This window comes from Pseudobutyrivibrio ruminis, assembly GCF_015057245.1.
Classification (GTDB): domain Bacteria; phylum Bacillota; class Clostridia; order Lachnospirales; family Lachnospiraceae; genus Pseudobutyrivibrio; species Pseudobutyrivibrio ruminis_E.
On the sequence record NZ_SVET01000012.1, the window covers coordinates 1 to 21,813 of the forward strand.

Below are 21,813 nucleotides of genomic sequence, written 5' to 3' on the forward strand. Positions count from 1 at the left end.
CTTAGACTTTTTCTGTACAGATTTGTATGTAACGGATTGATAACGTAGGTAGGCAAACCTTTATCAAGAAGATATCCGAGGAGATTGTAACTATAGTGTCCAGTGGCTTCAAGGCCTACTTTTACTTTAGAAGAATCTTCCATAACGGATTCTATTTTCTGATAAAGTTCGTCGAACCCATCAAGTTTGTTGGTGAAGGAAAAGGACTTGAAAAGCACCTCTCCATCAGTGTTTGTGATAAAGCAATCGTGTTTATCTTTAGCGACATCAATTCCTACGATAATCATATAGGGCCTCCTTAAGATAGATAGTATTGATACTGTTTTAAGATCCACAGGGCTCCTTGCAATCGTAACCTACTTCTTGATAAACCGTCATGCGGTAACTAACTGATTAACAAATGAACAAAGAGACTGTGGTTGGAGCCTTTTTCAAACCGTCGATGCGGTAGGGGGATAGCACCAATCCACAGTATCTTAAAATAGCATAGTCAAACCTATAGAAAAGGTAAAGAAAGACTATGACTTTATATAATAGTAGGGGGTGTATATTAATTCACATAAAGAACATAATAGTCGGAAATCTCCATTTTTTAGACACAATTGTATAGTAGAATCAAAAAAGAATATGTAAGTAAACTGGTAAACTATCTTTATTTTGCATACTTTGGGGGTAAGAATGAGAGAAGAATACTACGACACCATGATGTCTGGAAAAATTCCAAAGGGGCTTCCTGGCGGATTTTTTGTATATGAAGCAGGCGGTGATGAAAATATAGTATTTGCTGAGCCAAACGTAGTAAGACTATTTGGTTGTGATAGCTTTGATGATTTTATGGAATTGGTTGGTGGCAATTTTAAAGGCATGGTTCATCCGGATGATTTATTTAAAATCGAGAATCAAATCGAGGCCCAGACCATCTATGCAGAAAAAAGACATGATTATGTGCGATATAGAATAATTACCAAGCAAGGTGACTTACGCTATATTGAAGATTTTGGGCATCTTCTTCACTGTGGGGATGGAAAGAGCTATTACTCTGTATTCATAGTTGATGTTGACCAAAATGAGTATTTGAATACCACAAGCAATTCATATGCTGAGGCTGAGGTTCTGTCATCAAATCGAGAGACCGATGAACTGACAGGACTATTAAATATGGCTTATTTCTATAATAAGGTTCAGTTGCTGTTATCTGCTCCTGAATCACGTCGGCAGCTGGCCTCCTTTGTCCATTTTGATATTCCTAATTTTAAACTGTACAATGAGCGCCATGGTTTCAAGATGGGCGACGAGCTTTTGTGCGATTTTGGTAGAACGATAAGTGAAGTTTTTTATGGCGGAACTGTTGCAAGATTTTCCGATGATCACTTTGTGGTGTATTGCACAGCACCAAAGGAAGAAGTTATCGAATGCGTAGAAGAGGTATATCGCAAGATGCTTCTCACAGATGATGTAAATAAAAAAGTAAAAATAAAAGCAGGCATATATTTCATGGAAGACCGCCGTGCAGAAGTTGGATTAGCATGCGACCATGCAAGACTTGCCTGCAATAGTATAAAAAGTCGACATGATATAAACTATTGCGTTTACGATGATATTATTCGTGATGGCCTGCGCCGTCAGCAGTTTGTTGTTGACCATATTGATGAGGCCATTGCAAAGGATTATATAAAGGTATTCTATCAGCCAATTATAAGAGTCAACACAGGAAAGATATGTGGATATGAAGCTCTTGTAAGATGGGTGGATCCTGAAAATGGAATGCTTCCTCCAGGATACTTTATTGAAACATTGGAGCATTTTCATTTAATTCATCTTGTAGATGAATACGTAGTAAAAAAAGTTTGTCAGGATTATAGAAAGCTTGCTGATGAGGGAGAATCTTTGGTTCCAATATCAGTAAATATTTCAAGGCTGGATTTTGAGATTTGTAATGTATATAAGCTTCTTTCAGATTTCTGTGAAATATACGAAGTTCCAAGAAACATGATAGATGTGGAAATCACAGAAAGTGCTTTTACAGATAATACTGGACTAATCAAAGAAGAGGTAGGCAGAATCCGCGAGGCAGGCTACGAGATTTGGATTGATGATTTTGGCAGTGGCTATTCATCACTTACCACCTTGGCAGATTATCAATTCGATGTATTGAAGCTTGATATGGTATTTCTACGAAGCGCAGATAAAAATCCAAAGACTAAAACTTTAATGAGTTATATTATAAAGACCGCAAATCAATTGGGAGCATCTCCGCTATGTGAAGGCGTTGAGACTAAGGAACACTATGAATTCCTTAAGGAAGCTGGTTGTGAAAGGGCTCAAGGCTTCTACTTCGGAAAACCTATGCCTCTTGATGAGTTGTTGGATAGAATGTATGAAAAAGGAATGCAGTGGGAAGAATAATTCCCACTGCATTTTTTAATCAATATTAAAGCTGAGCTGTACAATGTGGGCAACGAGTTGCCTTGATATGAATCTTGCTGTAGCAGTATGGGCAATCTTTTTCTGTAGGCTCGGCTGCCTCAGCTTCTTCTTTATTTTTCTTTAAAAGTGCAGCGGCTTTTTCAGTTCCTCTGTTGATACCCTTGATAATGCAGAAGATTACAAGAGCAGTAATAAGGAAATTGATAATTGCTGTAATAAAATTACCATATGTAAGAACAGGTGCGGCCTCTCCAGTTCCAAGGGTAACCTTTAACTCAGAAAAATCTGTTCCTCCAAAGATTCCAAGGATTGGAGTGAGGATATCTTCGTTAAGGGAAGTCACAATAGCTGTGAAAGCACCACCTACGATAACACCGACAGCCATGTCCATTACATTTCCACGAAGAATAAATTCTTTAAACTCAGAAATAAAACCATTTTTTTTACCCATAGATTACCTCCCTATAAATGAAAAGTGTGAAATACATTAAACACATTTATTTTACCGATTTAAACAGATATTGGCAATAATCTTAAACAATAATCTACTACTAGAATATTAAAATTTAGTTCAAAATGTAAAAATAATAAAATTTGAAAAATAAGTATTGATTTTATACTTAATATTTGGCAAAATCATAATATACAAATTGCGAACAGATTTAGAGGGAGGATTAATCTAAATGTTTTGTGTAAAATGCGGTAGAGAAATAATTCCAGGTACTAGATTCTGTACTGGATGTGGTACTCCAGTACCAGCAGCTGAACAGCCAGCACCACAGCCTATTCCACAGCCAGCTCCACAACCTATGCCTCAGCAGGTGGATGTGAAAGCTGCAAAAAAGGCTGCCAAGGAAGCAAAGAAGGCTGAAAAGAGAGCAGCTAAGGCTGCAAAGAAAGCTGCCAAGGCAAATAATGAAGGCGGAAGTAAAAAGCCACCAATTTTTGTTTGGATTATTATTGCAGTTCTAGTGGTTGCAGCAGCTATAGCAGCAGTATTTGTTTTACATCGTTCAAAGACAATCAATGTAAATGATTACGTGACTGTAGAGTTCACAGGCTATGATTCAATGGGCAAGGCTGAAGTTACAATCGATGAGTCATTCTGGGAAGATTTATATAGCAAGTCTAGATTTGATGATAAATCAAAGGTAAAGAAGTCATTTACTTCACACTATGGCCCTGCAGATTATATGGAAGAAGCAGTTGGCAATAAAATTAGCTATGATGTGGATCCAGAAAAGAAGCTTTCGAACGGAGATGAAGTATCAGTTTCTTGGAAGATAAAGGTTGATTCAATCGAAAAGAAATATGGTGTCAAGGTTGAGTACGAGGATACTACATACACAGTAGAAAAGCTTGAAGAGGTCAAAGAGTTCGATCCATTCGATGGAATCGAAATTTCTTATACAGGTATTGATGGAGATGGTAAGGCATCTATCAAGGTAGTTAAGGAAGATGCAGTTTATAACGATTTCTCATATTCATCAAGCCAGAGCTACTACTTATCAGAGGGAGATATCATTACTGTAACATACGCACCATCATACAGTGAGGATGAGCTTGCTGAAATGTGTGCAGAGAAATATGGCATGGTTCCTACAGCTGTTACAAAGGATTACAAAGTAGAGGGCCTTGGACATCTTCTTAAGGATTCTACAGAGATTACCGAGGAGAGCTTTGCCAGCGTAATCGAAGATTGTACAAAGAAGATTGAGGATGTTTCTCGTCTTAGTGAAATGGAGGAAATGCAGAGTGTAAAGTACTTAGGTTCATACCTTCTTCAGGAGGCAGATTACTCTGAAGGAAATGAAGTAATTGCTGTTTTTGAGTGTTCAGTGATGCTTTCTGATACAGATTCATTAGACACAGATACATTTACATTCTATACATATGTTGAAATCAACAATGTTAGCATCAATGAAAAGGGTGAATGTGGTTACGAAAAGATTCTTGGTACAACCACCACAACAGTACAATACGAAACAAAGTTTGACAAAAAGTTTAATTACTATGGATATGAAAAAGAAGCCGATTGTAAAGCGGAAATCGAAGAGGCAATTGATTGGTATGTAAAATACTATGGATTGGTTACTTCAAACACATTCGGCGAGGCTTTATAAGCCTATTTTACTGATAAAGAAAGACTTCTCACACAGGCGTGTGAGAGGTTTTTTTTTATGTTGGTTTCGATTATAATAGAATAATCGAATTATTAAATCAGGAGAATTTGTTATGGGTTTATTTGACAAAAAGAAAAAAGAACAAGAGGTTAACACAAAGGCAGCTGAAAACCTCAACATCGAAGATACTGACGTGACTGACAAGGTAGATACTAGCAATAGATTCTTCGTATTGGTAGAGGGTGTCACATCAATGCTTGACGGAAATGGAAGCATTATTTCAGGACAGCTTTACGGCCAGCTCCACAAGGGCGACCAGGTATATTTATATCAGGCCAATGCACAGGTCGCAGAATGCGAAATTCAGGCAGTTGAGGCGCTTATTGAAGAAAAGACTTCAATCGTAGATGAGGCAGAGAATACATCAGTTTCTCTACAGCTCAATCTTCCAGATGAGGTGGCAGTTCGTAAGTATGCTGTCATCACAAATCTTAAGCCACAGGAAAAGGTGGACCCAAGGGTTTCTATAGAAAATCCAGCATTAGCAGGAATTATTAATGGTATGGTTAAGTTTGGCAAGGACAATGGCTTCCATGCAACACTTGCTTACTGGCTTAGTCATGGTCATTTCATTACACCAATCAAAATGGATATTGAGCCTGAACTCAATGAAAATGGTGTAGCAAAAATCAGCAAGGATACAAAAATCGGATTCTACATGCTTAAGTCTCAGATTAAGCTTCCTGGTACACCAGAGGATAAAGACAGCTTAGTACTTCCACTTTTTACAGACTGGGCATCACTTCGCGGATGGAAGAATCTTGCAAAGGATGGACAGAGAGTACACACTCAAATCCTTTCATTCCAGGATGTGTACGGAATGCTCAAGCGTGGAAATGTTTATTCAGGAATTGCTGTTAATCCATTTAACGAAGTTCCATGTACACTTCCAATTCCATATTTGGACACTATCACAAACACACCGGGCTACAAAAACGATTTCGGAATCAAGGGAGATGGAGCAGGCGCTGTTCAGGAGCAGAAGATTCCAGCAGGAAAGAGAATACTTCTTGGCGTTCCAAAGGAGACAGAAGAGGTTGTTGCTATTCGTAGCAAGCTTAAGGAATATGGACAGGAGCATGATGATATTAAATCTATCAGCTTCCTTACAAAGGTCGAAGAGGATACAAAGATTGTTCGCCATTTAGTAGTATTGGAGTTTCCTGAGGGGTACGAAACAGACAATATGAAGCAGCATATGGAAGCAATCTATAAAGAACTCAATCCGCTTGCACAGGAGATCAAGCAGATTGAATATGCAATAAAGGGACGTATAAAGGCTATTGATGACGTGGTTTCTCAGCACGAGAATCAGATGCTGATTTATCGTGCATAGTGAATCTAATAGCAGAGCACAATGAGCTGGTAGATAACAAGCTCTACTATTTCTCAAGCGAGATATGTTATCGAGCGGAGAAATCAGTAGGCTTGTTATTGTAACCAGCGTAGTATAGGGGGAATTAAATAATGAAATTAGATGTTAAGAAGACAGTGCAAATGGGGTTTGCATTTCTTTCGATTTGCGCATTTTGGCAGATGTACAACGCGTTGATTCCGCTTGTACTTACAAGCACATTTCATCTAAATGAGACCATATCCGGGGTAATTATGGCCATGGATAATGTGCTTGCACTTTTCTTACTACCAATGTTTGGTGCTATATCAGATAAGTGCAAAAGCAAGATGGGTAAGCGTAAGCCATTCATTCTTTTTGGAACTATCGCAGCAGTTATTTTGATGATGCTGTTGCCAATTGTTGATAATAGCTATTTTGCAAATCCAACAATTGAAAAAGAGATTTTGTTTATTGGAATACTTGGTGCACTTCTTGTGGCAATGGGCACATATCGTAGCCCAGCCGTTGCTCTTATGGCAGATTGTACTATCAAGCCATTCCGTTCAAGGGCCAACGCTATCATCAATTTGATGGGAGCCGTTGGAGGAATCATTTATCTTGGAGTTGCGGCAGTTCTTTACCCTGCTTCAAAGATAAAGGATTTGGAGCATGTTAATTACATGTTGGTTTTTGCAGTAGTAGCAGGAATCATGCTTGTGTCTCTTTGCATCGTAATGATCACTGTGGATGAGGTGGCACTTAACAAGCAGGTGGAAAACTATGAGCTTCTTCATCCAGAGGAAGTGTTCACAATAGAGGATGAATCTGGAAATGAAGTGCTTCCAAAAGAAGTAAAGCGCTCATTGGTATTCTTACTTATTTCTGTAGCACTTTGGTTCATTGCTTACAATGGCATGGAAACTTGGTTTACCACCTATGCTGTGAAAATGTGGGATATGGCACTGGGAGATGCTTCGCTATGTCTTCTTGTAGCCACAGCAGGAGCTATTGTTTTCTTTATTCCATCAGGTATTGTGGCATCCAAAATCGGCAGAAAGAAGACAATCCTTCTTGGAATCGTGATTCTGGGAGGTAGCTTTTTGGCAGGCTTTATTTTTACACTGATTCATCCAAGCTTTTCGCCACTGCTTTATGTTCTTTTTGCCTGTGTGGGTATAGGCTGGGCATTTATCAATGTAAATTCACTTCCTATGGTTGTAGAGATGTGTAAGGGTTCGGATATCGGAAAATTTACAGGATACTACTACACATTCTCTATGGCGGCACAAATCGTAACTCCTATTGTTGCAGGTTGGTTGTTGTTACATGTGGGATATATCACACTTTTCCCATATGCTACCGTATTTGCGATAATGGCATTTATAACAATGATGTTTGTAAAACATGGAGATGGAAATGTGGAGGCTAAACGCGGCTTGGAAGCTTTTGAAGATATGGATTGATGTTACGAAAGCAAGGAAAAGAGGTAATAAAACAATGAATAAACCATTAGTATTTGCTCACAGGGGAGCCAGCGGTTATTTCCCTGAAAACACTCTTCCTGCCTTCAAAGAGGCAGTTAGAATGGGAGCAGACGGAATAGAGCTAGATATACATAAGACAAAGGATGGACAGCTTGTTGTTATCCATGATGAAAAAATAGACAGAACTTCTAATGGTAAGGGTGATGTTAAGGATTACACTTTGGAGGAGCTTAGAAAATTCAATTACAATGCAACTCATCCAGAATGTAAGGAAGCGCCTATTCCTACCATGCGAGAAGTGTTCGAGCTTATTAAGCCAACCAATCTAATCATCAATATCGAACTCAAAACAGGTATTGTTTTTTATGAGGGAATAGAGGCAGATATTCTTGCTATGACCAAGGAATTTGGCATGGAAGACAGGGTAATCTATTCATCATTTAATCACTATAGCATAATGAAAATAAAAGAACTTGATCCTACTGCAAGGACAGGATTCCTCTATATGGATGGCACTCTGAATATGCCTGAATATGGTAAGGAACATGGTGTGGAAGCATTGCACCCTGCTCTTTATAATGTACAGTATCCTAATTACGTACAGAGATGCCATGAGCTTGGATTGAAAATCAACACATGGACTGTTAATTCTAAGCAGTATATGCACATGGCATGCGAAATGGGATTGGATGGAATCATCACAAACTATCCAGACAAGGCATTAGAAATAGTAAACAGCTACAATTGGGACTAAAATGAAATTTGAAGATATATTTATTAAGGAACAGGATTTTGCCAACACTATGAAGGGCAAAGTCCTTCCTTTTCTAAAGGATAAAACAAAAGAAGGGTATTTTGAGAATAAGGATGGAATGCAACTGCACTATGCAATGATGGTGCGCCCAGATGAAAAGGCATCCATCGTTATTTCACATGGCTACTGCGAATTCACAACCAAGTATTCGGAAATGTTGTATTACTTCTATCAGATGGGGTATTCTGTGTTCATTTTGGACCACAGAGGACATGGTCTTTCTGATAGAGAAGTGGATGGATACTACAAAATCCACGTAAACAGCTTCCAGGATTACATTTCGGATTTTAACGACTTTATTGAAAAAATTGTTAGGCCGGAAAGCGTAACGGAGCGTTTAATCTTGTTTGCACATTCAATGGGCGGAGGAATCGGTGCATTATATTTGGAGCAATATCCAGATGTGTTTAAAAGAGCTATTCTTTCATCACCTATGATAAAGCTTTCTACAGGTGATACCAGCAAGGTAATTGTTAAGATGTTAGCTTTGCTATCGTACATACCTTTCTTAAAAAAGAGATATTTGCCGGGGTATCATGATTATGATCACACCTTCAAATATCCTAGATGTTCAGCTTTATCAAAGGCGAGATATACGTTCCAATATGAGGAGAGAGAAAGAGAGAAGCATTATCGTACAAACGGATGCACCTTTGGCTGGTCTAGAGAAGCATTTAATGTTTCTAAAAAAAATCTAAAAAACGCAAGCCTAGTAAAAATTCCTGTTATAATAATGCAAGCAGCGATGGATACATTGGTAATGCCAGAGGCTCAAAACGAATTTGCAAAGCGAGCACAGAACTGTCAGCTTAAAAGATTCGAAGGTAGCAAGCATGAAATATTTAATGCAACAGATGACATTATCCTTGAGTATTACAACGAAGTATTTAGTTTTATGCAGGGTTTAGAATAGGAGTTAGCAATGTCAGATAAAGATTTTAGAGAATTTGACCCAGATGAGAAATCTACTACAGATATCTCAGACGAGGTTATAGAGGAAGTTACAGGTCAGGAAATAAATAAGGATAAGGCAGATTACGAGGATAAGCCTACCGAGTTCTGCTATATCTGCCACAGACCAGACAATATCGCAGGCCCATTAATCAAAATGGCACCTGGAATGAGCGTATGCCGCGATTGTATGCAGCACACATTCGATTCTATGGGTGGATTTGGTTTCGGCGGAGGAGACAATTCAAAGAGCAATGTTGATATGAACAAGATTCCTAACATCAGCTTTTTGAATCTTGGCAGTCTCTTCGGTGAAGGACCAAAGGTCAAGAACGCACACGGCGCTGCTAGCCAAAAGGCAGAGGATAGACCAGCACCAGCAATCGACATCAACAACATCATCCCACCTCACAAAATCAAGGCTATGCTTGATGAGTTTGTGGTTGGACAGGATTATGCTAAAAAGGTTATGTCTGTTGCTGTTTATAACCATTACAAGCGTGTTGCTACAGGCACAATGGATGATATCGAAATCGAGAAGTCAAATATGCTTATGCTTGGACCTACTGGTTCAGGAAAGACATATCTTGTTCGTACATTAGCTCGTCTTTTGGATGTGCCTCTTGCTATCACAGATGCCACATCTCTTACAGAAGCAGGCTATATTGGCGATGATATCGAATCAGTAGTTAGCAAGCTTCTTGCAGCAGCTGGAAATGATGTTGAGCGTTGTCAGCAGGGAATCATTTTCATCGATGAGATTGATAAGCTTGCAAAAAAGAAAAATGCAAATCAGCGTGATGTAAGTGGCGAGTCTGTACAGCAGGGAATGCTCAAGCTTCTTGAAGGTGCAGATGTTGAAGTACCTATCGGAGCTTCAAGCAAGAATGCTATGGTGCCTACCACTACAATCAACACACGCAACATTCTATTTATTTGCGGTGGCGCTTTCCCAGCTATGGATGAAATTATCAAGGCTCGTCTTAATAAGCATTCATCTATGGGATTCATGGCAGATCTTAAGGACAAATATGACGACGACAAAAATATCCTTCAGAAGGTTACAGTGGAGGATTTAAGAGAGTTCGGTATGATTCCAGAATTTATCGGACGTCTTCCAATCGTATTTGCTACAGAGATGCTCGATGAGGATATGCTTGTTCGTATCCTTAAGGAGCCAAAGAATGCAATTATTAAGCAGTACCAGAAACTTCTTGAGCTTGATGAGGTTAAGCTTGACTTCGAAGATGAGGCCCTCCATGCCATTGCAAGAAAAGCTCTTGATAAAAAGCTTGGAGCGAGAGGTCTTCGCTCTATCATAGAGGAATTCATGCTGGATATCATGTATGAGATTCCTAAGGATGATAATATCGGTCAGGTAATCATTACTGAGGATTATATCGAGAAAAAAGGTGGTCCTAGAATCCTGGTTAGGACAACAGGAATGATACCTGAAAAAGCAGCTGCTAATTAAGAACTTACTGTTATGTAACTCCGGTATTATTTGGTGTTAACAGGCATTAAGTAACGAAAATAAAAATTTGTTCAAAATATTCGGACATTTTCTTTACTTTGAATAAGTGTTCTGTTAAACTAAGTTTAGTCGAGTAAAGCTCGGCAAGTAATATATTGGAGGTACTTTAGCATGAGCAAAGGTACAGTTAAGTGGTTCAACAATTCAAAGGGCTACGGATTTATCTCAGACGAAGCTGGAAACGATGTATTCGTTCACTTCAGCGGCATCAACTCAGAGGGCTTCAAGACTCTCGAAGAAGGTGCTACAGTTGAGTATGAAGTAACTGATGGGGCAAAGGGACCACAGGCTGTTAACGTAACAGTTGTACGTTAATCAATTTTTTAATCATTAATCTATTTTTCGGATACCTTTGGTTATGTTATGAAAAACAAGCTTTAAGGCAATACAAAAAAGATTAAGGGGAGAGGCAGTGTAAGAAATTACGCTGCCTTGTTTTTTTAAGGAGAAAGTTTGAAAAGGTTTATACACACTATTGTTAATTTAATAGCTGCGTTGTTGATAATGACAGGTCTGTTTATTGCAGTTTGTTTATTTCTCAGCTTTACCAAAGAGGACTTTGATTTAGAGGGACTGGCTAGCGTTAGAAGTGTTTCAGATTTAGTTGATTGGTATCATGGGGAATCAATGGAAGCAATGATTGGAGAGCCAGTCATTGTGGAGTCTGTATCCTATGACAGATATGTATATCAGACTATGTCAGAAGAGGAGCAGGAAACCTACGATCAGATATATGATTGCATCATAAACTACAAGGACAAGGTCACTCTTTCCACAAAGGATAAAGACGTGCTAGCCAAGGCCTATGAGGGAGTGATGGCGGACTACGGTAATCTGTTTTGGATAAGTGGCTATCAGTACAATACATATGCTTCTGGTAGCAATATCTTAGGACTGGAATTTGAGCCTAAGTACACCATGAATCAGGAGCAGAGGGACATCTATCAGGTGAAGATAGATTCAGTGGTAGCAGATTGGCTGTATGGAATTAATCCAGAAGCTAGCGATTTTGACAAGGCGCTGTATGTTTTTGAAACCTTAATAGAAAAGGTAGATTATGATGTAAATAGTCAGGAAAATCAGAATATCTTAAGCGTATTTATATATCAGTCTACCGTTTGTCAGGGATATGCAGATGCTGCCTGGTATTTGCTGGATCAGCTTGGCATTAAGAGCACCATAGTCACAGGAACAGCCAACAATGAAAGCCATGCATGGAATTTGGTTTATTTGGACGATGCCTACTACTATATGGACGTTACATGGGGAAATAGCAAATACCTTGACGACAACAATGACACATCAAAAAGAATAAACTATGCTTATCTTGCCATGACAACTGAGGAAATCAGCCAAAATCACGTTATAACATCATCATTTGAAGTGCCAGAATGCTTATCTAATGCTGATAATTATTTCGTGAAAAAAGGTCTTTATTACGACTGGTTTGGGGTTGATGCTATCGGTGCACGATTGGCAGAGTCATATAATGCTGGAGATGAAGAGATATCATTAAAGTTTAGCAATTCTGATTTATACACCAGAGTTTTGACTTATTTCTTTGATGAAAAGCACATTTCCGACTATATACAAGAGCTACAGTCCGTTTATTATTTATTGGACGAAAACTCAAATGTAATAACTATAAAATGGAGATAATATGCATGTGGTTTTAAAAACTACATGTTGAATTAATAAAAACTATTTACGTGGAACAATAGGGGTGCTATAATAAGTACCACGGAGGAATTGTATACCATGTATAGAGTTATTATTGATAGTTGTGGAGAGTTAACAAAAGAAATGCAGGAGGATGGACATTTTGTTAACGTCCCTCTCACTCTGGAGGTAGGAGATCAGCAGATCATAGATGACGAGAGTTTTGATCAGGCATCATTCTTAAAAGCTGTTGCAGAATGCAGCACATCTCCTAAATCAGCTTGCCCTTCACCAAATGCCTATATGGTAGAGATGGAGTGCGACGCAGAGCGAATCTACGTAGTTACACTTTCAGCACAATTATCTGGTTCATATAATAGTGCATGCTTAGCAAAGGACTTATACGAAGAAGATGATGAGTCAAAGCAGATATATGTGTTTGATTCAAAGTCAGCATCCATTGGTGAAACACTTATCGGTCTTAAAATCGCCGAGTGTGAAAACAAAGGTATGTCCTTTGAAGAGGTAGTAAAAACAGTTGAAGAATACATTGCTGGACAGCACACATTCTTCGTTCTTGAGACACTTGAAACTCTTAGAAAGGCAGGTCGTCTTTCTAATCTTAAGGCAGCTATTGCCGGCACATTAAATATCAAGCCTGTTATGGGTTCTACCGACGAGGGAAGCATTCAGCAGCTTGGTCAGGCCAGAGGCATGGTAAAGGCCTTGGATAAAATGGGCCAGTGTCTTGTAGATGTGACAGAAAACTGCGAGGAAAAGATTCTTGCAATATCTCATTGCAACTGTTTAGAGCGTGCTTTATCATTAAAGGAAAAAATGGAGTCTATGGCTAAGTTCAAGGAAATCTTCATTGTTGATACACGCGGCGTCAGCAGCATGTATGCCAATGACGGAGGCTTGATAATGGTCATTTAATTGCAATGACATACGAAGAAATAGTTTTTACAATTGATAATAAACGCCGATTCGGCAAAGCATGTGGAAGAGATGTAACAAAGGAGCTAATGAAAGCTCTGGACTATCCTGAAAAGGATTTACATATCATTCACATTGCTGGAACCAACGGTAAAGGTTCAGTAGCAGCTTTTGTGAGTAGTATCTTACAGGCTGCTTCTTTTGCATCTAAGGATCATTTTAAGGTAGGTCTTTTCACATCACCTCATCTTATTGAGTACACAGAGCGTATTCAGATTGATGGAAAGCAGATTTCTAGAGAAGATGTTACAAGACTGGGTGAACGCCTGTTATCACTGGAGTTGAATCTAGAACCAACTATGTTTGACTACTGGTTGGCTATGGCAATGCTTTATTTTAAAGAGCAAAATGTTAAATATGTGGTGCTTGAAACGGGACTGGGTGGAGCAAAAGATTCAACCAATGGATTGAGTGTAAAGCCAGAGGTTTGTGCAATCACTTCTATTGGGTTGGAACATACTCAGTACCTGGGAAATACACTTGGAAAAATTGCGGGTGAGAAGGCGGGAATCATTAAAGCAGGCGTGCCTGTTGTTATAGGTGAGATGCCTGATGAAGCCAGTGAGGTTATAATAAACAAGTGTAAGGAACTTGGCTGCCAGTACACTATGGCAGGTGAAGTTTCGCAGGATAAAAAGTTAGGATTATTTGGAAATTATCAGAGAAAAAACGCTGCGGTAGCAATAGAGACTGTAAAAAGCCTTAAGTTGGCTATTAATAATCAGAACATTGATTCAGGACTTGCAAAAGCAGTTTGGCCTGGAAGGATGCAAATCATATCTGAACATCCTTTTATAATGGTGGATGGAGCTCATAACCCATCTGGAGTGCAGGCTTTATATGAAAGCTTGCGTACAGAATTTCCAAAGGAAAAAATATCATTTATAATGGCAGTAATGGCAGACAAGGATTATTTGTCTATGGCAAAAATCATGGCTCCTATTGCCCAAAGGATTTATACAGTTACGGTTGAGTCAGATAGGGCTTTACAGGCCAAGGAATTGGCTGATGCAATAGGAGAGCTTGGTATAGATGCAAAATCCTGTGATTCCTATCAGGATGCCTTAAATCAGGCCCTGTCGCAGGATGAAAAGGTTGTTGCATTTGGTTCGTTGTATTTTATAGGTGAAGTGCTTGGCATGAAAGGATGAGAATATGTTTCGAACTAGACAAGAGGCATTACAGCAGCTTGGATTGGCTCCAAACGCTACAGAGGCTCAGATAAAAAATGCATATAAGGATTTGGTTAAGAGATTCCATCCTGATGCCACTGGAAGTGCAGATATCACTGCCTACAACAAAATCGTAGAGGCGTACAAGTACCTTCAGGCGGACAATGATGGCAAGGCTCTTGTTCACAGCAAAGTCCTTGGTAAGACAAGCAAACGCTCAACAGCTAGCAATGCAGATTATGCAGCATTCCAAAAGAAAGCTGCTAGGCAAAAGCAGCGTAAGGCAGAGGAATTCGAGCAAAAGCAGAAGGAATTCTCTGCAAAGGTAAAGAAACAGGATGAAGATTATAAACGTGCAATGGATGCCATAGATGCTATCCGCGTTGCACGAGCAATACAGTCCATGGTATGGGCTAATGGTTTAGGAAAAGATGAAGGAAGTAATAAAGAATAAAAAAGAAAGTATATTTTGGTCGGTAGTGGTGGTAGCTTTACCAACTATGCTAGAGCAGATTCTATCTGTACTTATGCAATATGTTGATACTGCCATGGTAGGCCGTCTTGGTGCCAATGCTACAGCAGCTGTGTCTACCTCTACCACAATCACATGGTTAGTAGGCAGTATGCCATATGCTTTTGGTGTTGCTGCAATGACACTTATTGCGCAAGCGATTGGAGCAGGCGAAGAGCATAAGATAAAGCTTGTGGCTAAGCGAAGCTTAGTATTTGCTCTCGGAGTAGGTGCTGTGTTAGAGGTTATCTGCCTTGCGCTATCTCCATTTGTTGCCACTTGGATGGGAGCAGAAGAGGCAATTAGGCCTGCAGCTACTCGATACTTTTTCTGGATATCAGTACCAGTAATTTTAAAGTCGGTACAGTACATTTTGGCATCTGCAATCAGAGCCACAAAAGACACAAAGACACCAATGGTTATCAGTATTTCTATTAATGCTGTAAACCTTGTGCTGGATTATATATTCATATACATGCTAGGACTTGGAGTAGATGGAGCTGCCTATGCTACCTGTATATCAGCAGCCTTAGGTGGAATCCTCACATTAATCGTGTTCTTCAAGAATCCGTTGTTGTCATTTAATGGAAATCTTTTCGAGGAAGACAAAGAGACTACTCAGAAGATGTGGAAGCTATCTCTTCCAATTCTGCTAATAAACGTTGCATCAACATCAGGCTATGTTGTTTTTGCAGGCTTAGTATCACACATGGGTACAATAATCTTTGCAGCACACAGTATTGCAGTTGGTGCAGAGGAGCTGTTCTATATAGGTGGATATGGCTTCAAATCCGCAGCAAATACTATGGTTGGAATTGCCTATGGCGAGCAGAATCATGAAAAGTATCATGCTGTGTGCGTCAGCAGTATAGTTTGTACCCTTGCAGTTATGACGCTCAGCGGTGTTTTGCTATTCATTTTTGCAGAAACATTGATGGGATTTTTCACTACAGATGCCAGCGTTATTGCACTGGGCACTACAGTTCTCAAGATGGTCGCATTCAGCGAACCTTTCTACGGAATGTATGTAATCTCAGAAGGTATTTATTATGGACTTGGCAAAACCAAGTATCCATTCGTAATAGAATTTGGAGGTATGTGGCTTGTTAGAATACTTGCCACATACCTTGGAATTCATTTCTTCAACCAGGGACTGGTTTATGTTTGGACTTGTATGATTGCTGACAATGTAATCAAGGCAACCTTGCTTACACTGCCGCTCCCTCGCCTTTGGAAACAGGTCGATCATTTCTCTGAATAGTTGTAACTTTGATTTCTTCTGCTGGTAATTCCACCTGGAAGAATCGTACGTTTTCAGTAAGAGCTTCAGCAATTGCCTGGAGCTCATTTGCTTGTTCTACAACAGCTGTCATTGATTCATCAAGCTGTGATAGTGATGCACTGGTTTCTTCGGTAGATGCTGCATTCTCCTGTGAAATAGAAGATAGAGAATCTACAGACTGAAGAATATTATTCTTACCATCATCCACATTCTTTACAAGCTCAACAATCTGATTATTACCAGCTTCGGTTTCCTGAAGCAGGTTAAGCATTTCGTCAAATGATACGCTCATTTCTTCAAGAGCAGCAGCCTCAGTTGTGGTTGCTGCTTTTATTTCTTCAGCAAGCTGTTTATTGTTCTCAGAATAGTGTGTGATTGTTGATAACATACCTGTTATTTCCCCTGCAAGTGTATTTGTTTCCTCTGCAAGGTTTTTGATGTTATCTGCAACAACGGCAAATCCACGGCCGGCTTCTCCTGCTCGTGCAGCTTCGATAGAAGCGTTGAGGGCAAGAAGATTTGTCTGACTGGAAATGTTGATGATACCTTCGGCAGCAGCAGAAATCTGAGATACAACGTTTGCTGTCTCTCCCACTGAATCAGAAACCTCGCTAGCAACTGTATCTGTATTTTGATCCTGAATCTTTATCTGCTCAAGCATCTCTTTTAACTTAGAAGATTTATCATATACCATCTGGCCGTTTTCAAGGTTGTTGTTGGCCGATTCAAGAACCTTATCAACAGCTTCACCAATTTCCATTGTGATACCAGAAGCATTGCTAACATCCTGTGCCATAGCGGTAGCACTTTCGGCAATATCATAAACAGCTGAATTGATGTTGTTTGTTGTTTGCTGAGATGCAGAAAGGTTGTCCTTTGCAATTTCTGCCTTTGCATTGACGTCCTGAGCGTGGCTAATTACCTTTACAAGAGCGTTTCTCAAATCGTGACGCATTGACTCAAGTGAGTTGCCAATGGCGTTAAAATCACGGATAAATGAGTTAGGACGTATCTTTGTGACGAAATCTCCGCCAGAGATTGTGTCAACAGAAGTTCGTATATTCTTGAGGTTTTTATTTATAGTCATGATTATAAAAATTGAGAAGAGTAAAAGTATGAGTGAAATCACGACAAATATACCAAGTGTTACAAGAATTGCGATAGTCACATTTGTATGAGTGTATTCTCTTTCCTGTTCAGCCCAAATCTCTACAATATCGCTCATTTCTGATAAAGCATTGCGGGCTGCTGAAAAATGATTAATCCAAGTAATGAAATCACCTTGACCGGTAACAAAGTCATAGTCTTTCTCCCATAGAGCATAGTTTGTGTTGAAATCATCGTAGAGAGTAGACATTGTGTTGCCATTTTCAGATGTTACCTGATTCCATAGATAGTCGTTTGTTTTGGCAAGTTCTACAGCCTCATTTACACGCTCTATAACTTCCGCATTGTTTTCCTCTACCTCATCAAGGTAGCGCTGCGCAGTGGCGTTATCTACGTAGCGTTCATAGGCGTTGTATTGAGTTCCTGCTAACTGTGCCTGGTAAAAATCACGATCCGCATTTGTAAGAAGGTTGCTTATTGAATACAGTGTGTCGAAATAGACCTTCTCGTCTTGAAGCATGATTTCCGACTGACGATATCCGCTTACAAGATTACTGATTAATAAAGCAACAATAAGGGGAAGCACCATTGTGAGCAATAGTGCATTTAGGCTGAATCCAGCCCTAGACTTTTTTTCCATAATACATTAATCTCCTTCTCATAATTATGTGTACAATAATCTAGCGAGTAGCTCCATTTTACTATGTTTTTCGGCATTTTTGTTGCATTTTATAACCTTTTTTAGAAAATAGGTTATATTAACAAAAATTATGTGAAAAAATTGTTGACATATAACAATAATCATGATAAAGTTCTCTAGGTTTAGGTGATGATATATTTTAACTAGGTTTTATAGTGAGGTGAAATATGGAACTTACAACACTTAATAAAGAGTACAAATTATTACGCGAAGAGAGTAATGAAAAATTCATAAAGATGACTCAGATTGAGCCAGAGATTAACTTAGTAGAAGAGTACTGGATTACATCTGATCACACATTAGGAAATACAAGATGCTATTTCGATTCATACGAGATGAGCATTGAGTATGCATTAGATAGAGTTGATTACAGAATGACTCTTAATGCAGATGGCCAGAAGCCATTTATCATCTTAGTAAATGGCAAGACAATCAACTCTAAGGGACAGCTCGAATCATTCTTAAATGGAGATTTCGAAATCAAAGCAGAAAACATCGTGGAAAGCAACGTACGTCGTCTTTATTCATAACCGTAAGAGTGGTAGGTAAGACACACATAGTGTAAATTAAAACAGCCTGTAGGCAACAAGCTCTACTATTTCTCAAGCGAGATATTCCATCGAGCGGAGAAATCAGTAGGCTTGTAGCCGTAACAGGCTGTTTTTTATATATGCTAGTGGCTAGCCACTATCCGAAGTAGCGCTTGAGTAAGCCTTCGAGTGCCTTACCGTGACGAGCTTCGTCGCGAGCCATTTCGTGTACTGTATCGTGGATTGCATCAAGGTTGTTTTTCTTTGCACATTTTGCAAGATCGAACTTACCAGATGTAGCACCGTATTCACAATCTACACGCCAAGCAAGATTCTTCTTTGTAGAATCTGTCATATTAACTTCTAAGTCAGAACCAAGCAATTCTGCAAACTTAGCTGCATGCTCAGCTTCTTCAAAAGCAGCTTTTTCCCAATATAAACCAATTTCAGGATAACCTTCTCTGTGAGCTACACGAGCCATGCAAAGGTACATACCAACTTCTGAGCACTCGCCTTCAAAGTTAGACTTGAGCTGCTCGAAAATATATTTCTTATCTTCATCAGAAATCTCTGGGTTATTCTTAACTGTAGATGCATATACGCCAAATTCGTGCTCAGCAGCAAGTGTAAGCTCGCCTTCTACCTTCTTAAACTTATCGCTCTTTGCGTGACAGATAGGGCACTCCTCTGGTGGATTCTCGCCTTCATAAACATAACCGCATACAGAACAAACATATTTTGCCATAATTAGACTCCTTTCACATTAACCATTGTTATTTGTTTCATTATTAATTACACAGTCCTTGCAAACACCAGTAAATAGTAGTGATGCTTGTTCTACTGTGCCAATTCCAGCGCTAGATGCAGCAAGAATTTGTTCTACACTAGGAGTAACATCTACATCCATCAGTCTGTGGCAGCATCTACAGAAGTAGTGGCTGTGAGCTGAAGTATCAGCATCAAAGTGGTCGGTTCCATCGCCAGTTGAAATCTTTCGTACCTCTCCTAATTCTACAAGAAGAGTGAGATTTCTATAAACCGTACCAAGACTGATTTTTGGATTTTCCTCCCTAACATGCTGATAAATAACATCTGCTGTAGGGTGTTCCTTGGTAGACATTAAATATTCTTTTATGGATTCTCTTTGTTTACTATAATTCATAAAATGAACCTGCCTTTTAAAACCAGATTGGCAAAATCAATAATGATTATCTATATAATATCATGTTAATGTGAAAAGTCAATATAAAACTAGTAATAATTACTATTTTATAAAACTGATCATAGTTAGTCTGAAAAAATCCATTGTAGCTTCACTGTTTTTTCGTAATTGGGTGCTATGATAATCGAAACGAGTATAAATATACATCATAATTATTGAGGGGTATAAGCATGAATAGGAAAGGTAAACTAATTGGTAGGGTAGTTGCAATTTCTATAATTGCGGCAGGCATTGGATGTATTCTTCTTTCTATCATAGGTATTACAGAAATACGCACCACATATTTGGATATGACAGAAGAAGAACTACATACAGCTGTAACAATTGCAGATAGCGAATTTACAAAAATGTGGGACGGAGATTGGAGCTGGGATGGTACAACTATCATGAAGGGCGAGGAGCCTGTTTATGAAGAGTATCTAGCTACAATGGAGGAATTAAAAGCTCAGACTAATCTTGATTACACCGTATTTTATGGAGACACTAGAGTAATAACCACTATTAAAAAAGAGGGCACAGATGAGTACTTTACAAATTCTCAAGCCTCTCAGGAAATGGTGGATACAGTTGTAAAGGGCGGCAAGGCACTATATAAACCTAATGTTACAATTCAAGGAACTAACTATTATGTTTACTATTCACCATTAGCAAATGACGATGGAACAATAGTAGGTATGATGTTTGTAGGTCGTGATGCTTCATCTATTAACGCAACCATATACAGAGTATCTGGCGTTGTTGTTTTGGTAAATATAATTGTGTGCATCACCTTATTAGTTATAGGAATAACATCCTCAAAGAAGGGCACAAAGGCAATGAATATGATTGCTGATTCTATTATAGCGGTAGAGGAAGGCAATCTTACAGAGGAGGTTCCTGAAGTTCTTATTAAACGAGGAGATGAGCTTGGAACCATTGCAGAAAGCATTAGTAATTTGCGGGACAAGCTTCTTGATATTATTGGTACTAGCGTAAGACTTTCTGGTGAAGTTACATCATCGGGAGATGATTTAGCTAATTCAGCGGAGGATGCTTCAAATGCATCTAACTTGGTAACATCAGCAGTCAATGATATTTCTACAGGGGCTGTTAGTCAGGCTGAAAGTGTACAAAGCTCAGCAGAGAATGTTAGCGAAATCGGTGTCGATATTGAAACAATCACAGAGAATGTAACTACACTTAATACAAATACAGATGATATGAAGGATGCATGCTCTAGCTCTATGAAAGCTCTAGATGTTTTGGTTATGCAGAATTCAAATGTTATGGATTCAATGAAGGTAATTGATGAGCAGATTAGAAACACCAATGCATCTGTACAAAATATAGCAGAGTCTTCTAAGTTGATTACTGATATTGCATCTCAAACTAATTTGTTGGCGCTTAATGCTTCTATAGAGGCTGCTCGTGCCGGAGAGTCAGGCAAGGGATTTGCGGTAGTTGCAGATGAAATTGGAAAGCTTGCATCTCAGTCAGCAGAGACTGCAGAGCAGATAAATGCAATTATTGGTGAGCTTACAACTGAGTCTCAGAATTCAATTGCTACTATTGAGCGGATGAATACAGACCTGGCTCAACAGTCTGACCAACTTGACGAGACAAAACAGAATATGGAAAAGATGCAGGAAGGTGTTGAAAGCGTATCAATTAATGCTAAGGAGATTTCTTCTAGGATTGATAATCTTGATGCTGCAAAGGCAAACCTTGTGGAAATTATTGATAATCTTTCAGCTATTTCAGAACAGAATGCTGCATCTTCTACAGAAACTAAGAATTCCATGGATAATCTTAATGAAACATTTGAGGTTATTACAAATGCATCTGAGTCCCTCAAGGATTTAGCTAAGCAATTATATGAAAAGATCAGTTACTTCTCAATAGATTAAAAAAATAATCCCGAATCCG

The 21,813-nt window shown here is 39.0% G+C and carries 20 protein-coding genes; 15 read left to right on the forward strand and 5 right to left on the reverse strand.

The window, feature by feature from the left end; translation table 11 throughout:
- The coding region (locus E7274_RS10315) for an IS110 family transposase (RefSeq protein WP_304175745.1) at window positions 1–287 on the reverse strand (287 nt) is incomplete at its 3' end.
- A gap of 391 nt (window positions 288–678) precedes the next feature.
- Between E7274_RS10315 and E7274_RS10320 the strand changes: the two genes are divergently transcribed.
- Window positions 679–2,406 (forward strand): GGDEF and EAL domain-containing protein, encoded by a 1,728-nt coding sequence (locus E7274_RS10320; RefSeq protein WP_304175747.1) that lies wholly within the window; start codon window positions 679–681, stop codon window positions 2,404–2,406.
- Between the two features lie 25 nt (window positions 2,407–2,431).
- Here the strand turns inward: E7274_RS10320 and mscL are convergent, their stop codons facing one another.
- Window positions 2,432–2,878 carry a large conductance mechanosensitive channel protein MscL gene (gene mscL, locus E7274_RS10325; RefSeq protein WP_304175749.1) on the reverse strand — a complete coding sequence of 149 codons (447 nt, stop codon included), beginning with the start codon at window positions 2,876–2,878 and terminating at the stop codon, window positions 2,432–2,434.
- A gap of 232 nt (window positions 2,879–3,110) precedes the next feature.
- On the opposite strand from mscL, the gene E7274_RS10330 reads away from it, so the two are divergent.
- From E7274_RS10330 to E7274_RS10385, 12 genes are all read left to right on the forward strand, one after another.
- Window positions 3,111–4,550: a zinc ribbon domain-containing protein gene (locus E7274_RS10330; protein WP_304175751.1), complete on the forward strand. Its 1,440-nt coding sequence runs from the start codon at window positions 3,111–3,113 to the stop codon at window positions 4,548–4,550.
- A gap of 112 nt (window positions 4,551–4,662) precedes the next feature.
- Window positions 4,663–5,946: an SseB family protein gene (locus tag E7274_RS10335; protein WP_304175753.1), complete on the forward strand. Its 1,284-nt coding sequence runs from the start codon at window positions 4,663–4,665 to the stop codon at window positions 5,944–5,946.
- Window positions 5,947–6,077: 131 nt separating this feature from the next.
- Entirely contained in the window at window positions 6,078–7,409 is a 1,332-nt protein-coding gene (locus E7274_RS10340; RefSeq protein ID WP_304175755.1) for an MFS transporter, read from the forward strand.
- Window positions 7,410–7,443: 34 nt separating this feature from the next.
- Window positions 7,444–8,184 carry a glycerophosphodiester phosphodiesterase gene (locus tag E7274_RS10345; RefSeq protein ID WP_304175757.1) on the forward strand — a complete coding sequence of 247 codons (741 nt, stop codon included), beginning with the start codon at window positions 7,444–7,446 and terminating at the stop codon, window positions 8,182–8,184.
- A gap of 1 nt (window position 8,185) precedes the next feature.
- Entirely contained in the window at window positions 8,186–9,157 is a 972-nt protein-coding gene (locus tag E7274_RS10350; RefSeq protein WP_304175759.1) for an alpha/beta hydrolase, read from the forward strand.
- Window positions 9,158–9,166: 9 nt separating this feature from the next.
- Window positions 9,167–10,669: an ATP-dependent Clp protease ATP-binding subunit ClpX gene (gene clpX / locus E7274_RS10355; protein WP_304175761.1), complete on the forward strand. Its 1,503-nt coding sequence runs from the start codon at window positions 9,167–9,169 to the stop codon at window positions 10,667–10,669.
- A 171-nt stretch (window positions 10,670–10,840) separates the two neighbouring features.
- Window positions 10,841–11,044: a cold-shock protein gene (locus E7274_RS10360; RefSeq protein ID WP_028235478.1), complete on the forward strand. Its 204-nt coding sequence runs from the start codon at window positions 10,841–10,843 to the stop codon at window positions 11,042–11,044.
- 138 nt (window positions 11,045–11,182) lie between these two features.
- A complete protein-coding gene (locus tag E7274_RS10365; protein ID WP_304175763.1) occupies window positions 11,183–12,388 on the forward strand; it encodes a transglutaminase domain-containing protein in 1,206 nt (401 codons plus the stop codon).
- Window positions 12,389–12,487: 99 nt separating this feature from the next.
- On the forward strand, window positions 12,488–13,324 hold the full coding sequence (locus E7274_RS10370) for a DegV family protein (protein WP_074788654.1): 837 nt from the start codon (window positions 12,488–12,490) through the stop codon (window positions 13,322–13,324).
- Between the two features lie 5 nt (window positions 13,325–13,329).
- Window positions 13,330–14,535, forward strand: coding sequence for a bifunctional folylpolyglutamate synthase/dihydrofolate synthase (locus E7274_RS10375; protein ID WP_304175765.1), 1,206 nt, complete (start codon window positions 13,330–13,332; stop codon window positions 14,533–14,535).
- Between the two features lie 4 nt (window positions 14,536–14,539).
- A complete protein-coding gene (locus tag E7274_RS10380) occupies window positions 14,540–15,010 on the forward strand; it encodes a J domain-containing protein (protein ID WP_304175767.1) in 471 nt (156 codons plus the stop codon).
- Window positions 14,988–16,328, forward strand: coding sequence for an MATE family efflux transporter (locus E7274_RS10385; protein WP_304175769.1), 1,341 nt, complete (start codon window positions 14,988–14,990; stop codon window positions 16,326–16,328). Before E7274_RS10380 ends, E7274_RS10385 begins: the two co-directional genes overlap by 23 nt.
- On the opposite strand, the gene E7274_RS10390 is transcribed toward E7274_RS10385, so the two are convergent.
- On the reverse strand, window positions 16,276–18,096 hold the full coding sequence (locus E7274_RS10390) for a methyl-accepting chemotaxis protein (RefSeq protein ID WP_304175771.1): 1,821 nt from the start codon (window positions 18,094–18,096) through the stop codon (window positions 16,276–16,278). The genes E7274_RS10385 and E7274_RS10390 overlap by 53 nt on opposite strands.
- 227 nt (window positions 18,097–18,323) lie before the next feature.
- Between E7274_RS10390 and E7274_RS10395 the strand changes: the two genes are divergently transcribed.
- Window positions 18,324–18,686 (forward strand): hypothetical protein, encoded by a 363-nt coding sequence (locus tag E7274_RS10395; protein WP_304175773.1) that lies wholly within the window; start codon window positions 18,324–18,326, stop codon window positions 18,684–18,686.
- A 157-nt stretch (window positions 18,687–18,843) separates the two neighbouring features.
- On the opposite strand, the gene E7274_RS10400 is transcribed toward E7274_RS10395, so the two are convergent.
- Together E7274_RS10400 and E7274_RS10405 are read right to left on the reverse strand one after the other, a co-directional pair.
- Entirely contained in the window at window positions 18,844–19,431 is a 588-nt protein-coding gene (locus tag E7274_RS10400; RefSeq protein WP_033153398.1) for an NADH peroxidase, read from the reverse strand.
- A gap of 18 nt (window positions 19,432–19,449) precedes the next feature.
- Window positions 19,450–19,848 carry a Fur family transcriptional regulator gene (locus E7274_RS10405; RefSeq protein WP_304175775.1) on the reverse strand — a complete coding sequence of 133 codons (399 nt, stop codon included), beginning with the start codon at window positions 19,846–19,848 and terminating at the stop codon, window positions 19,450–19,452.
- A gap of 230 nt (window positions 19,849–20,078) precedes the next feature.
- Here E7274_RS10405 and E7274_RS10410 point away from each other — a divergent pair, with 230 nt between their 5' ends.
- On the forward strand, window positions 20,079–21,794 hold the full coding sequence (locus E7274_RS10410; protein WP_304175777.1) for a methyl-accepting chemotaxis protein: 1,716 nt from the start codon (window positions 20,079–20,081) through the stop codon (window positions 21,792–21,794).
- Window positions 21,795–21,813: the final 19 nt, after the last annotated feature.